Source organism: Crocosphaera sp. Alani8, assembly GCF_038442745.1.
Classification (GTDB): Bacteria; Cyanobacteriota; Cyanobacteriia; order Cyanobacteriales; family Microcystaceae; genus Crocosphaera.
Genome location: NZ_JARVCN010000030.1, coordinates 1 through 15,038, shown reverse-complemented (window position 1 = coordinate 15,038; position 15,038 = coordinate 1). Strand labels below are relative to the sequence as shown.

Annotated in this window: 13 protein-coding genes and 1 pseudogene; 9 read left to right on the top strand and 5 right to left on the bottom strand. The window is 35.9% G+C overall.

All coding sequences use genetic code 11. The features are described 5' to 3' along the window. Nucleotides 1–37: 37 nt before the first annotated feature. From P9B04_RS02480 to P9B04_RS02470, 3 genes are read left to right on the top strand one after another with little or no spacing between them, the layout of a single operon-like run. On the top strand, nucleotides 38–463 hold the full coding sequence (locus P9B04_RS02480) for an efflux RND transporter periplasmic adaptor subunit (protein ID WP_342053416.1): 426 nt from the start codon (nucleotides 38–40) through the stop codon (nucleotides 461–463). A gap of 47 nt (nucleotides 464–510) precedes the next feature. Further along, entirely contained in the window at nucleotides 511–1,380 is an 870-nt protein-coding gene (locus P9B04_RS02475; RefSeq protein ID WP_342053415.1) for a GNAT family N-acetyltransferase, read from the top strand. A gap of 53 nt (nucleotides 1,381–1,433) precedes the next feature. Then, nucleotides 1,434–1,892: a DoxX family protein gene (locus P9B04_RS02470; RefSeq protein ID WP_342053414.1), complete on the top strand. Its 459-nt coding sequence runs from the start codon at nucleotides 1,434–1,436 to the stop codon at nucleotides 1,890–1,892. 12 nt (nucleotides 1,893–1,904) lie between these two features. Here P9B04_RS02470 and P9B04_RS02465 read toward each other — a convergent pair whose 3' ends face one another. Beyond that, nucleotides 1,905–2,300, bottom strand: coding sequence for a nuclear transport factor 2 family protein (locus P9B04_RS02465; RefSeq protein ID WP_342053413.1), 396 nt, complete (start codon nucleotides 2,298–2,300; stop codon nucleotides 1,905–1,907). A 67-nt stretch (nucleotides 2,301–2,367) separates the two neighbouring features. Here P9B04_RS02465 and P9B04_RS02460 point away from each other — a divergent pair, with 67 nt between their 5' ends. Both P9B04_RS02460 and P9B04_RS02455 read left to right on the top strand, forming a co-directional pair. Then, nucleotides 2,368–3,246 carry an oxygenase MpaB family protein gene (locus P9B04_RS02460; protein WP_342053412.1) on the top strand — a complete coding sequence of 293 codons (879 nt, stop codon included), beginning with the start codon at nucleotides 2,368–2,370 and terminating at the stop codon, nucleotides 3,244–3,246. A 326-nt stretch (nucleotides 3,247–3,572) separates the two neighbouring features. Further along, nucleotides 3,573–4,532, top strand: coding sequence for a pentapeptide repeat-containing protein (locus tag P9B04_RS02455; RefSeq protein ID WP_342053411.1), 960 nt, complete (start codon nucleotides 3,573–3,575; stop codon nucleotides 4,530–4,532). A gap of 39 nt (nucleotides 4,533–4,571) precedes the next feature. On the opposite strand, the gene P9B04_RS02450 is transcribed toward P9B04_RS02455, so the two are convergent. Both P9B04_RS02450 and P9B04_RS02445 read right to left on the bottom strand, forming a co-directional pair. Beyond that, nucleotides 4,572–6,479: a PP2C family protein-serine/threonine phosphatase gene (locus tag P9B04_RS02450; RefSeq protein ID WP_342053410.1), complete on the bottom strand. Its 1,908-nt coding sequence runs from the start codon at nucleotides 6,477–6,479 to the stop codon at nucleotides 4,572–4,574. A 185-nt stretch (nucleotides 6,480–6,664) separates the two neighbouring features. Beyond that, nucleotides 6,665–7,252 carry a hypothetical protein gene (locus P9B04_RS02445; protein ID WP_342053409.1) on the bottom strand — a complete coding sequence of 196 codons (588 nt, stop codon included), beginning with the start codon at nucleotides 7,250–7,252 and terminating at the stop codon, nucleotides 6,665–6,667. Nucleotides 7,253–7,428: 176 nt separating this feature from the next. Here P9B04_RS02445 and galT point away from each other — a divergent pair, with 176 nt between their 5' ends. From galT to P9B04_RS02425, 4 genes are all read left to right on the top strand, one after another. Beyond that, entirely contained in the window at nucleotides 7,429–8,427 is a 999-nt protein-coding gene (gene galT, locus P9B04_RS02440) for a galactose-1-phosphate uridylyltransferase (protein ID WP_342053408.1), read from the top strand. 183 nt (nucleotides 8,428–8,610) lie between these two features. Continuing rightward, on the top strand, nucleotides 8,611–8,967 hold the full coding sequence (locus P9B04_RS02435; RefSeq protein ID WP_342053407.1) for a hypothetical protein: 357 nt from the start codon (nucleotides 8,611–8,613) through the stop codon (nucleotides 8,965–8,967). 150 nt (nucleotides 8,968–9,117) lie between these two features. Next, nucleotides 9,118–11,118 (top strand): ABC transporter ATP-binding protein/permease, encoded by a 2,001-nt coding sequence (locus P9B04_RS02430; RefSeq protein WP_342053406.1) that lies wholly within the window; start codon nucleotides 9,118–9,120, stop codon nucleotides 11,116–11,118. Between the two features lie 15 nt (nucleotides 11,119–11,133). Next, nucleotides 11,134–11,739 (top strand): alpha/beta hydrolase, encoded by a 606-nt coding sequence (locus tag P9B04_RS02425; RefSeq protein ID WP_342053405.1) that lies wholly within the window; start codon nucleotides 11,134–11,136, stop codon nucleotides 11,737–11,739. A gap of 95 nt (nucleotides 11,740–11,834) precedes the next feature. On the opposite strand, the gene P9B04_RS02420 is transcribed toward P9B04_RS02425, so the two are convergent. Together P9B04_RS02420 and P9B04_RS02415 are read right to left on the bottom strand one after the other, a co-directional pair. Continuing rightward, the gene (locus P9B04_RS02420; protein ID WP_342053404.1) at nucleotides 11,835–12,953 is read right to left on the bottom strand and encodes an ankyrin repeat domain-containing protein; all 1,119 of its coding nucleotides are present in this window, start codon (nucleotides 12,951–12,953) and stop codon (nucleotides 11,835–11,837) included. Nucleotides 12,954–13,212: 259 nt separating this feature from the next. Next, nucleotides 13,213–15,038: pseudogene (locus P9B04_RS02415) on the bottom strand (cyclic nucleotide-binding domain-containing protein); the annotation flags it as partial.

The following is a 15,038-nucleotide window of genomic DNA, read 5'->3' as shown; positions in this document are numbered from 1 at the left end:
GGCTCTTTTCGTCATCTGGTAAGGCTTTCAGGTATTCGTGTCCCCACGCCAGCAGGTGAATTTATTTGCCAGGGCTTTACCTAACTGGAGTAAACCAACACAAATTACCGCAGTTGCACCAGCTGCGAATACTAATTCCCGTCGACAACTGGTTAGAGTTACGCTTAATAATCCTCCCGAAAAATTGTTACCAGGGATGGCAATTCAAGCAGATTTAATTCTCCCAGATATAGATGCTAACACCTTTACAGTTCCCCGAGATGCTCTAACCCGAAGAGGAGAGCAATGGTTATTGTTTACAGTTAATAATAATCAAGCAGAACAATTAGAAGTAAAATTAGTCGAGGATCTTGGAGAAAACATGATTGTCAGTCATCCCCAACTGAGGAAAGGACAATCTATTGTTATTAAGGGGGGAGAGGGATTACGGGATGATGTTACAGTAACCATCATTGAAAGTTAGTTATGTCCGTTACCAGTTATAGAATCAGCAAGTTAATGAGCTAAAAAATGAATCAATTAGGGAATGAATTGACAAATACCAATCAAGACTTTATTGTTTCTCCTATGACCATAGATGAAGTTAAACTAGCATTATCTTGGGCAGAAGCAGAAGGGTGGAATCCGGGAATTAATGATGCTTATAATTATTATGTCACAGATAAGAAGGGATTTTTAATAGGTAAATTAAACGGTAATCCTATCAGTTGTATTGCTGTTGTTAGATATAATAAAAATTTTAACTTTATTGGCATATATATTGTTAAGCCAGAATTCCGTCATCAAGGATATGGTTTAAAAACATTTCAAGAAGCTTTTAAATTAATTGCAAATCAACCAGCCGCATTAGATGCAGTTTTCCAGCAAGTTCATAATTATCAGAAATGGGGTTTTAAATCAGATAATCTACATTTACGTTATAAAGGAATTATTCAAGGGCAAATATCTGACGACGTTGTTAATATTAATGAAGTTGATTTTAACCAACTCTGTGATTATGATAGTCAGTATTTTCCTGGGTTGCGATCGCAGTTCCTTGAACCTTGGATTAAGCAATCAAATAGTCAAGGGTATGCTGTTATAGAAGAAGATAAAATTGTTGGCTATGGAGTCATTAGAAAACTAGTCGAAGGATTTAAAATTGCTCCCTTATTTTGCGAAAACAAAACAATAGCAGAGAAATTATTACTATCTTTATCAACTTATGCTAACAATAATAATATCTATATTGACGTTCCTGATCTTAATAGAGAAGCCATTTCATTAGTTACATCTTATCAAATGGAGTTAATTTTTGAATGTGTGAGAATGTATACTCATCAACCACCATTACTAAATTGGAATAATATTTTTGGAGTAACCAGTTTAGAAATTGGATAAACTTATCTCAACATTATGAACTATTAAACTTATTAATCAAGACGACAAGTAAAATGAGCATTAACAGTAAACCAACCATTAAAAATCAGCCTCAAGTTAGTTTAAGGACTAAAGATATTGTGGCAGCTTATACCTTATTAAGAATCGTAGTAGGGATTAATTATTTTAACCACGGATTTACAAGAATTTTTGATGTGCCTAGTTTTATTAATGCGATGGTTAATACTATGCAATCTTCGGGAATCCCGGAATTTTTAGTAAGAATTAATGCCGCCTTAGTGCCTCCTGTTGAGTTAATTGTTGGGGCATTAATCACCGTAGGATTTTTAACCAGAAGTGCGTTAATCGCTTGTTTTATTCTTATGATAATTCTTATGTATGGTGTTACTATGATCCAAAATTGGGATGGAGCAAGTAGCCAGTTAATTTATAATATTATTCTATTCATACTTTTAGCAGGGGTCAACTTTAACCGATTTTCTATTGATGATTGGTTAAAAAATAGAAACTAAACTATTATAATTTTATCTTCGTATGATGGGACTACCGTGATGATGAACTAAGTACCATTTTTGTGCCATCTTTCTAAAATTATTAGTGGCCATTGATTCTGCTTTTAATCTTTTCCCTCCATTAATTTGTGTTACTCTTTCAATGAGGAGAACATAAGCAATTTCTTGACCAATATCAACATTAATAATTTCTGTGTCAATTTCTAAATAATCGGTATTTTTAAAGATAGTTTCCCAGGATTGACGAATCATGTCCCATCCTTTAAGAACATTACCCCCAGGATGAATACAGGTACAGCTTGAACCTTGCCACCATACTTGACTAATTATTTTCAGATCTCGTTTCTCAAAGGAACGATAAAAAGTATCATTAATGGCAATTAATTGGGATTTCTCATCAGAAGTCATATAATCGTACCTCGAATAATTAAATACTGTGACTGTACAATATTAAAAGCTCAGAGTTAATGGTTTTATGTCTTGGTTTAATCTACGTTATCATCGTCTTCAACAAATCCAACAATTAAATCCAGTTAATGACCATTGCCAGATTTGTCATTTATTAGCTGGTTACGAATTCCCTTGGGATATTACCCGTTCTTTGGAACTAGCTATGGTCAAAACTTATTGTATCCCTAGCATTTCCCAAATACTTGACCGTACAGGTGAATTTCATCATCATACTCAAAAACGCTACGATGACACAGGTTTACTGGTAGCTGAAATAATCAAATGGGGTTATGACAGCGAACGGGGAAAAGAGTCTATTCGTCGAATGAATGCTATTCACCAACATTACCCCATTAGTAATGAAGATTTTCTTTATGTACTTTCTACTTTTATCTATGAACCTATTCGGTGGAATGAACGGTTTGGCTGGCGGTTGTTTTGTGAAACAGAAAAATTAGCTATCTTTTATTTTTGGCAGAAAGTGGGAGAGAAAATGAACATTAAAAATATTCCTTCTACTTATGAAAAGTTTGCTCAATATAATCGCAATTATGAACAGCACAATTTTGTTTATTCTGATAGCAATCGTCGCGTAGGAGAATCAACAATCAATTTATTTCTCAGTTGGTTTCCTTCTTTTACTCGTCAAATGTTGGAACCTTGTGTCTATGGGATTTTTGATGACCTAACACTAAGGGCTTTTGGCTGGTCGAAACCGACAACTTTTGTGAGTAACTTAGTAGAAAACAGTCTAAAATGGCGTGGTTATTTTTCAAGATTGCTTTTACCTAGAACACAATCAGATTTTTATACAGATAGTAAGTTGAGAAGTTATCCTGATGGTTATAAGCTCTCGGATATCGGGCCAACAAAAATGCTGAAAGAGCTTAATCGTCATAATTAGAGTAGATATTATGTCTAGTTGTCAGATTGGTTTTCTCAGCTTATATTACTCAATTCTAGTGATACTTCTCACTAAATTCGAGTGATTTTGAGACTTGACTAGTTTTTCATGGTTTTGAATAATAAAATTAATTCCCTAACCTTTAATAAACACTCTACCGATAGTTTTGAGTTAAATATTTATTCAGTAAAATCCCTGACTTTTTTGCAAAAAACTGACACATCTTTCTGATAAATACCACTTTTCGGTAAATTTTAATAACATTTTTTATATTCAATTTTAGTCGAGATAAACTGGACATAACCGGTCCAAGCTCAGGAGAAATAATGTTTCAAAGTCAAGAAGCGATCGATCTAAACCAAAAATATGAGGAGGGTCAAAGAAATTTTCAGGGATTACAACTACGCCGTGGAGATTTAAGAGGACTAAATCTTAGTTATACGGATTTTCGAGGAGTTGATCTTAGTTATGCCAATTTAAGAGACGTGGACTTTACTGGTGCAGATCTACGAGAAGCTTATCTTAACGAAGCGGATTTAACAGGAGTCAATTTAACAGGAGCTAATTTAGAAGGTGCTTCTTTAATTAAAGTTTATTTAATCAAAGCAAATTGTTATCAAACAAATTTTAGTAAAGCTTATTTAACAGGTGCATATTTAACTAAAACTAACTTTAAAGAAGCAAGATTTAATGGCGCATATCTTAATGGAGTAAAGTTAAGTGGAGCAAAATTAAGGGATGCTTCTTATGATGAGAAAACTAGATTTGATTATTCGTTTAACCCAGAAAGTGCTTTCATGAACCTTGGGGATAATAGCAAAAGGATTTATATCCAGCCTCAAGAAGTATTAGAAATTAACCCCCAACAACAAATAAATATCCCAACCATTAATATTGAGCAATTTTTAGAGGCTTTCAATCATCTTACAACAGTTAGTCGTCGTTATTTAGGAAAAACTATGACCGAAAAATACTGGGAGTCTTCTCGACCTGCATTTGATTGGTTGGAGCATTTTGAGATGATAGAATCCGCAGAAATTATTTTTAAGGGTGAATTAGAAACTGTTTTAAATGCAGAACAACTACAATGGTTACAACTTTGGCTGAAAACTTTTATCAAAAACTGTTGTCAAATTCTCCAAAACTATCCAGCAATGCTTGATCTTCAGTTAGTTAAACCGATTCTTTCCAGTAATTTTAGGCCAAACAATCCTTCAAGCCCATTTGATCAATCAGGGGATTCCCCCTCAAAAAAGAGTAATTCTCGGGTACTGCTTTCTGTCTGACATATCCCTACCGCGCTTCCCTTTTAAAAAAACAGAAGACTAGGGAGAAGAAGGTGGAGCGAGGGAAGGAGTAGGACTAGGAGTAGGAATCGGCTCAAACGGGGGTTGTAACAGTTTCCAGACAACATAAATTCCAATACCAATAACCAAGATTGAGATACCCAAAATGCTGAAGATGAACATATTTTTTTTCCTAACCACTGGTGTTTCTTCTGTTGAGGTAGGTGGTTCGGTTGGTTGCAAGTCTGAGACAAGATCATCAGGGGTATCTGTGATAGGGCTAATTTCTTCTTTGGTACTTTGAAAAGATGATTCGAGGGAGTCGATAGATAGGGGAGTTGATTCAGCAGAGGATAAAGCAATCTGACAATATAAAAGAGAAATTGTCACATTATCGTGACCATTTTTTTTATTAGCAAGACGAAGTAATTCTGTTCCCGCATCGGACAGATCTTTTTTCTGATCTAAAATGGGAGTAATGTTCAGATTCCAGTATTGATCCACTCGATCGTAATCGCTTAAACCATCGGAACATAACAAGAAGACACAATCATCATCTAGAATTAAACGGCTAACATTAGGATAGAGAGAATTGGCATTACTCATACCCAATGCTTGTACTAAAGCCCCAGAATTAGGATATTTGATAGCATCTCGATAGAATGAATACCCTAGACGGACTTCCCGTGAGGCTAAATCGTCGTCGGTGGTTACTTGATGACAACTATCGCTGGTAATACGGTAGATACGAGAATCCCCTACACTGGCGAGATAAATCTGACAATCATGGATTAAACTGAGAACCAAAGTAGTTCCCATGCGTTGTCTATCCTGACGATTCTCTGCATCGTTGCGTTCACTAATACAATTATTGCTAAGTTTGATCACTTCTGTTAGGTCTTCTAAACCCTGTTGACTGTCACGAACTTCGCTGTATATAGGAAGTTTGGGAATTTCTGAAGCGAGGGTATCGATCGCTAACCGAGAGGCAATTTCCCCTGCATCTTGTCCCCCGACTCCATCACAAACAATGGTAAAGTTGGGTTCATCCTCGGATGGTTGTTTCAATTCTCCAGGGGTAGGATAACAAGCATCTTCATTGTGATCCCTGGTTGGACCAGCATCGGTTAGGGCAAAAACTTGGTATTTTTTCTCGTACCATTGTCCACACTCCTTTAAAGCAGGTTCAAAACAGGCTAAAAGAGATTCAGAGTGAGGAATTTTGCCTCGTTGTAGATAATCCCATAGCGATCGCAGATAATCAACAATCAGAGGGGAAGTTCCTTCTAGTAGGGGTAACCAAACTTGTCCTAATTCTTTGACATTGTGAAAGTTATGTTCGTCTTGATGAAAGTCTAATAACTGAACCATCCCTGCATTGACTCCTATCAAGGAGAGATCCAGAAGACTGGATACCATTCGCTGTCCTTCGAGGGGTTGCCAGAGTTTCGCGATTTGCCATAACCAGTTTAACTGTCGTAAAGGATTATCTTTCTCTTGGGGCCAAAGTTCTGTCAGTTTGGGTAATAGTTCAGGATGACGAGGTTCACCAGATTCATCGAGGGGGATGGTTCCATACTCCAGGAGACCAACTTGAAGAACTTGGTCTTGTGTTGATTCTCCTTGTTCTTTTTTGACGATAGTGTAATAACTGTAGATTTGGGGTAAATGAAGACGATAAGGAAATAGTCTTAAATACTTTCTAATTTTATCGGGCATTTCTTCCCCAAACTTCGGCGGAATTCCAGGTTTCGTATCTAAGACAACTGCTGAGTTTATTAACAAATACCGTTCGTCTACTAACTGCCCAATTTCTAAGGAATCTATCCAGTTTCCTAATGGTCGCAAATATCTCTTAAGTAGGGGGGTTCCACACTTCTCACATACTAGCCTTTCTGAGGAATTGATGGTTTGGCATTCACGGTTAGAACATTGAATAGTTGCCATAGATTCTGTCATGACAGGGATGATGGAAACAGTTAGCTGGACAAGCTTAATAACACAACATATTATAACCTTTATTACTTGGAGGCAGAAAAACAAGACCCAATGCTACTAACCTAAGTTCGGTGTTAGGAGTTGGGAGTTCGGGGTTGAGTCTTTTGTTACGAATTTTTTTAGCAGTAACTAAACTAAACTTTTATGGAACTGGGTTGACCTACTGCAGCAATGATACGATGACAACCAGAGTCTGGTTTAGCCCACTGATACTGATATTCTTGAGGATTTCCCCAACATAAACCCAAGTATAATTCGGTTCTAGCGGCATCAATTTCTGCCCACTCTACGTCACTAATGAACTCTTCAATAGAATCAGAAGAAATAGGACGACGACGATGGGCCGATAACCAAAATTTCATACCTTGGGTCATTTCCCACCAAAAGTTGATAACAGATTCTTTGTGTTTAATTAGTGTCTCTTTGTCCCCTGGTACGGCAATCAGTTGATTATGTAATTCTGGATACCTAATAGAGCGATCTTGATAAGTACAAGTTCGCCAAATCAGTCCAGACACCCGATGTTGTATTTGATATTTATGAATTTGACGACGAAAATCTTGGTAAGCAAAGACCTGATTGATTTTATTTGTATTTAAGGCTTTAGCAATCACGGGATTATTAATGCGATCGTGACCAGATAAAATTACCCTTTCTCCTCTCCAAGTAGCCTTTAATTCTTGATCGAGAATCTTAATCAATTGCTGTGTTGTATAGGTCATAACCAATTTAGAAATGTTATTTTGATACTCGTTACTTATTCTGTCCCTAGTTTATATATAATTTTGGCAATTGTTTCTATTTTTAACAAATGAATCACAACTAACATTTCCTTTGGTAATCATCCCCTATGATGGTGTAAATAGCTACAGTTTATTAGTTTTCATTATAATGCCTTATGGAAAGCGGACAAATTCGCCTTAACAAAGCTACAGGAGAATGGGTTATTTATGCTCCCAGTCGTCGTAAAAGACCCCAAGATTTTCAACAGGCAACTCAAGATAATTCTTTAGAAAAAAGCTTACCAGAAAATTGTCCTTTCTGCCCAAATAACCAGAAAAAATCGGAAAAAATTATCCTAGAAATTAAAAATAACCAACAAGAAATATGGCAAACTAGAGTAGTTGAAAATAAGTTTCCTGCACTAAATTTTCACGAAAATCCTCGACGCAGCTTAGAAGGCATTTACATGACAATGCCAGGTTATGGGCATCACGAAGTTGTTATTGAAAGTCCTCAGCATCACCAGACTATTGCCACTTTATCTGTTCCTGAGATTGAAATTATTATTGAAACCTATCACCAACGGTATTTAAAATTGATGGAAGATCCACAAATAATGATGGTGATTATCTTTCGTAATCACGGCAAGGCTGCGGGGGCTTCTTTACAGCATCCTCATTCGCAAATCATCGCCACTAGCGTTGTTCCCAGTCATCGTCGTATTCAAGAAGCTGAAGCACAACGTTATTTTGATCACTGGGCTAGATGTGTTTATTGTGATATTTTAGAATTTGAAAGTAGAGAAAAGAAAAGGGTGATTGTTGACAACGAATTATTTGTTGCTTTTGTACCTTTTGCGGCAGAATTTCCCTGTGAAGTTTGGATTATGCCTAAAAATCATCAAGCAGATTTTGGGAGCATAACTTCTGAAGAAAAAACCGCTTTTGCAACAATTTTAAAAGATATTTTAAGTCGTTTATATCATAAACTAAATAACCCCGATTATAATTATGTGATTAATACTGCCGCTCGTTATAAAGCAGAAGAGCCTCAGTTACATTGGTATTGCCAAATTAGACCCCGTTTAACAACACCAGCAGGTTTTGAACTAGGTTCAGGTATTAGTATTAATCCTTCTATTCCTGAAGTAGATGCAGCTTTTTTACGCAACTGAACTTATTGATTTGTAAGTAATTAGAAATATATTGAAAAACAGTTATGGTAATTATTTAAAATGTTGATGATAAACAAATTTGAGAAATAGATTGAGTTATTATCGACATTGTGGTAGGCGAGAGTATGATAGGATGATAGTCATACAAAAACTTTTTGATCAATTATAGCTCAGGTAAAATTAATGTTTGATATCATCTCTATGACCGAGTTTTCTCGGATATACTGCCTCAATATTTGTGCTTTTTTAGTTCCTGCAAATTTATTAGCAACTCTATTCAGTCTAATTTTTATTGTTAGTAAACCATCCAAAACAAAACTGTTAATATCGGTTACTTTCGGTGTGTTATTTGCTGTTATTTTATCTCTTCATGTAGCTAGTTGGTGGATAGTAGGAGTGATCCAAGCACCTACATTTATCTTATTAGGTTTAGCAACGCTGTGTATCGGTTTAAATGTTTGGGCGATCGCAGAGTATAAGAAAGAAAACCCCTGGTTATATAGGGTAATAAAACGCACCGTTAAAGTTAAATTTTCTTAAGTAACTTCTAGGATCATACAATAACTTCTATAACTGGTCAATCAATGGGGGCTTAATATTATTAAATTTAACTATATGATATTATATGACTAACCTAACTAATCCGTCCGTTAAAAAGTCTATGAAGTTAATCTAAGTTAGAACACTAAAATGTCAGAAACCCGTTTTCAATTTAATCGTCAGCTAGTTCGCCACTTTATTGAAACAGCACAGCCTTATTTTTTCCCCACAGAGTCAAGGGAAACAGCAGAGAATGCAAAAGTTAAATATATTACTAAAAATACATGGATATTTTTAGGTCTTATCGGAGTTGTTGTTCTTACTGTTGTTAGTTTAGCCTTCTTTCTAACCATTGGCTTAACTTTATTGACTAATAGTATTTTTCCTGAGTTTTTTGGGGAAGTTGCAGGAGGATTAGTAAACAGTATTAATGGTTTTTTAAAATCACCATTTCCCTATATTGCTATAGTTGTTATTGTTATTAGTGGAATAATATTTGTCTCACAAAAATCTAACGTAGGTGATAAGTGGAAACAATGGTCATTACTAGGTTTATTATTATTCCTACTCTTAGTTGTTAACGCTCTAAATGTAATCTTAAGTTATGCTTTCCGTTTCATTGATACTGCTTTAACCCAAAAAAATGCCGATACTTTTTGGCAATTTATGATTGTTTACGGTTTAGTCTTGGTGGCAGCCATACCTATTATTGTTGTCTATCGTTATACGAGACTAAAACTAGGTTTAATGTGGAGAGAATGGTTAACAAAACACTTCCTGAATAAATACTTTAGTCATCGTGCTTATTACGAATTAGATTCCAATGCTATTAATACAGAAGTTGATAACCCAGATCAACGGATTACTCAAGATATTAAGTCTTTTACTACTGTAACTTTAGATTTTTTACTGGATATTCTTGACTCATTTTTAACCTTATTATCCTTTTCTGCCATTTTATATACTATTTCTAAAGAACTAACTTGGGGGTTGCTTATTTATGCTGTTTTTGGAACAACAGTAGCTCTCATAGTAGGCAGTCGTTTAGTAAAGATTAACTATAACCAATTACGGTTAGAGGCTAACTTCCGTTATGGAATGGTAAGGGTAAGAGATAATGCAGAATCTATTGCTTTTTATCAGGGAGAAGCTCTGGAAAGACAACAGATTATTGATAGATTAATAGGAGCGATTAGAAACTTTGATCTGTTAATTATTTGGCAATCAATTATTACTTTATTCCAATTAGGATACAATTATTTTACCCGTTTGATACCCTACATTATTATTGCACCTCTGTACTTGCAAGGGGAATTAGACTTTGGTGCGATCGCTCAAGCAAGTGTTGCATTTGCTCAAGTATTGAGCGCACTTTCTTTAGTAACCAACCAGATTCAAGGTATTACAGAATTTGCCGCTAGTATCAACCGTTTAGGAGAATTTTACGAATCCTTAAACCCCTTATCTTTCAAAAAAGAAAAGACACAAACTAGCTTTATTCACACTCAAGATTCTGCAGATGTTACCTTAGAAAATGTTACCTTACAACCTCCTAATTCCGAGAGAATTTTAATCGAAAATGTTTCCTTAAATGTGCGTGATCATAACAACCTATTGATTATGGGTGCTAGTGGAACTGGAAAAAGTTCTTTGTTAAGAGCGATCGCAGGATTATGGAATTCGGGGGAGGGAATAATCTATCGTCCTGACGCGAAAGCAGTCTTATTTCTGCCTCAAAAACCTTATATGATTTTAGGAACATTAAGGGAGCAATTATTGTATCCTAGTACAGAAAATAGTATTACTGATGCACACTTAGAAAAGGTCTTAAAAACCGTTAATTTACCCCATTTAGTGAAGCAGTTCAACGGTTTGGATACAGAACAAAATTGGGAAAACGTCCTATCATTAGGAGAACAACAACGAGTAGCTTTTGCTCGAATTTTAATCACTAAACCCAGGTATGCTATTCTAGACGAAGCCACCAGTGCTTTAGATGTGAAAAACGAAGAGAGTTTGTATCAAGAACTCTCCAACATGGGAACCACCTATATTAGTGTGGGACATCGCCCAACTTTAACCCAATACCATCAACAATTATTAGAAATATTTGATGGAGGGAACTGGGAACTTAAAGGAATTGAGAATTAATTATTAACCAAACTTATGTCCTTAGAATTCATCTCCATTAAACCCAAAAATAGCGAGCCTAAAAATCTTTTGGTGATGTTACACGGTTGGGGAGCAAATGCGGAAGATTTAGCCCCTTTATCTTCAGTATTAACCCTTCCAGACTATCAACTATTGTTTCCTAATGCCCCATTTTCTCATCCAGAAGTTCCTGGGGGACTTGCTTGGTACGCTTTAGAAACCGGAAAATATGAAGGGATAGAAGAAAGCTGTCAGTTGTTAAAAAATTGGTTGCTTTCCTTAGAAAAAGATACTGGTATTCCCCTGTCTCGCACCATTTTGAGTGGGTTTTCTCAAGGGGGTGCTATGGCCTTGGATATAGGGATTAATTTACCCTTGAGGGGTATTTGTAGTTTGAGCGGTTATTTACAGTTTCAACCGCAAAAAATAGCATCTCCTGTTCCTCCTATTTTGATTATTCACGGTACAAATGATATGGTTGTGCCTCTACAAATGGCGCAAAAAGCTAGAGATGGACTTACATCTATCTCTGCTAAGGTTGAGTATCACGAATTAGAAATGGGGCATGAAATTCCTACCGATGTTATACCTATTTTTGAGAAATTTATTACAGCAACATGATACTAAGTTCTTTTAGCTTATCTGTGGATTATTATCAAAAAATTTCGTAATTAAATCCATACTCTTATACTCTAAATTCCAAGTTTCTCTATTGATTAATCTTCTTTGGCTCCTGCTTCAATTAGGAGTTTAATAATTTTAGTATTTCCCATTCTCATAGCACGACTTAAAGCCGTATCTCCCCATTCATCTTTAGTGTTGACATCAGCTCCAGCAGACAGCAGGATTTTAACAATTTTAGTATTACTTGCATTAGCTGCTGCGGCAAGAGCATTCCAACCTTCAGTAGTTTTAGTATTAACATTAGCATCTGCTTTAATCAATGTTTCAACAACTTCCATTTGTCTAACTTTTATATTATCTACTGAATAACCAGGTTTTTGATAAATTAGATAAGTATCACTAGCTGCTCCTATTAATGGAGTTTCACCGTCATCTTCTATTCCAACTTCAACATTAGCACCTGCTTCTAAAAGAGTATGAACAATGGATGGATGATGATTCGTGGCGGCTAAATATAGAGAAGTAAATCCTTCAGAATCAAAAGCATTTACATTGACGTTATTGGTAATAGCATCAATTACTCCTTGTAAGTCACCTATTGCTGCTGCCACTGTAAAATTTTTGGTTAATTGATCATTTAACCGTTGTCGATAAATTAACCCTCTCTGAAGAGCTTGATCTGCCTCTTCCCTTAATTCTAAAGTAGTGTAGGGAGCTAGATAATCAAAAATTTCTTGACAAGCTGAATCCGCAGCACTAAGTAACGCATAGTTCCCATCATCTAAGATAGCATTTACATCGGCTCCAGCTTCTACTATAGTTTTAACCAAATCAATATCTCCCTCCCATACAGCATTGATTAAAATTGTTGTGTCACCATCTAAAATTTTTTCATTGACATTAATTCCCGCTTTAATTAACTCTAGCAAAATAATTTTTTTATTCTCTTTATTAATCCTCTCTAATATGAGTTGTGTTCCATTATCCACAGATGCACCAATTTCTAGTAAATATGCAACAATTTCAGTACATCCACGAATTACCGCATATTGTAGAGGCGTAAAAGAATCACATATTTGCTCTTCTAAAGAAAACTCTATTTTGCTTAATATCCTTTTAGTTTTATGAAAATCTTTTTCTTTAATTGCTTGAAAAAGTAAAAGTTTTTCTTCAGCCTTAAATAACTCTTCTATAAGATAATTATTGGTCATAATAAAAATTAATTAACTATTATTAGAATTTTAAGTATAAATTACGGCACTTTGCGAGTTACTAAAGTACATTTCACACCTGCCTCCTGCCTTCTGCCTCCTGCCTCAAGCCTTAGCTTCTTGTACCACACTAAGTCGAAAACTGCTGTATGTCCCCATTGTAACTCAATTTTTAGTACTCCTACTGTAGCTCAACATTTAAAATTTTGTAGGGGGAAACGGCGGTTTCCCCCTGCAAAAATGTTAAGGAACCTAACTCTTACTTTTTCTTTGAAAACGGTCTTTGAATCGTTTTCTCTGCATCTTTTGAATCTTGCCGCAAATGTTTCCCATTCCCTTTTCCTAAAAGAGACAAACTTTGACTATTTTTAACATCTAAAGGTCGTTGCATGGTTAACTCAGGATTAGAAAACGTTTCTTTAATAGGACGACGAATGGTTAATTCTGCATCGGAAATTTGTCCGAGATGGGGTACAAATAATTCAGGATAATCTTGACACAATTGGTCTAAACTTCTCCAATGTTCATTTTCATTAATCCCTAATTCTTGCCGTAAACTTTGAAATACTTTAAGACTACTTTGATAACTTACACGACGTTGAGCGATCGCTTCTTTGAGGGTTCCTGTATACACTTGTAAACGAGATTGATGGGTAAAACCAGGCAAGACTTTAGCTAAAGCATACAATTCATCGGCGTTTAAGTCATCTAAAGTACGGCCTTCGAGAAATGCTGAACAATCTATAGACATTTTACCTAGTTGACGACGCAATAAATGACTATCTCGCTCTTTTGTATATTGTGCATAGCGGCGTTTCCACGCTTTAACTAACCATAACCCACTCATTAAAATAGCAGCCCAAGTTATCATATTTTGTCCATTAAATGGTATCCATCCTAATGTGGGACGCACTCCTAAAAAGAACAAACAATTAAAAGAAACAAAGGTAAATAGGGTAAATAAACGATGATGAACTTGTTCTAAAGATAGCGGTCGTTTAAATAGCTTATTGTAACGTTTGTAAGCTTTTTCTAACCGCATTCCTATGACATAAGTTGCCCCCGAAAAAAACAGTAAGGTTAGAGGAACTGCTACAATTTTGGGAATAGGAATAGTATGACCTGAAATATAAAAACCTGGAGCAAATAGGGTTGCAAGTTGATTGGTTTCGTTCCAAACTCCTCCAGACAAAAACTGCCAGTTACCCGAATATAAACCAAAATAAACATAAAACCCAATCGCTAAACCCAGATAACCGTAATAGAGTAATTTGCGATCGCTTTGATTAATTTTACTCCAATAGCCATTTTCTGCATCAATATCCATACAAGGAGACTGACAAGCAACACAAGCACTTTTTTCCTGTCCCTGACTATCCACCTTACGACACATAGACTGAGTAATGGACATGGGTGGTGCAGTATGGGCTTCGGAGGTTAGAATACTACTGGGTTCACTATAAATCATTTGTACCGGGGCCATAGGACAAAAATAATGACACCAACTTTTGCCCCCGTATAAAAAGCCAACTATAATGGCTGATAAGATAGTAAAACTGAGGAAAATTCCCAATAACAGGCGATCGGAATTAACCAACAGTAAACGCACATTTAACCCTAAAAATAATAAACCCCATTGCAAGTATAGATGGTTGCGAGACAACCAAGAATTCTCCTTAACCAACCGTTTGCGCTGCCATCCTAACGCGCGAGGAAGCTGAGAAAAGAAGGATAACGGACAAATGCGTCGCCATGCTTCATGACCAAAGAGAACTAAAATAATAATAGCTGTAGGAACGATCATACCCCAAAAAATTCTCGGTCCCAAGGGATAGGGACTTAAAGGCAGACATTTCCCTTGAAACTCATAGCAACTATGCGCCATTTTCGGTCCAAAAAATTGATAGGGTTCCGTTAAAATAGCTGAAATCGGGTCGTAAAACATAGAGAAAATGAGCAGTAGCCAACCAATGGCTAATCCCCAACGTATCCAGTGCATTTTTGTTTCAGGAATGTTAGCAAACATGAATAATCCGTATCTTCTCAAAAAGCCAGGGGTCACTCGCTGCGAAAACTTAGGCCAAA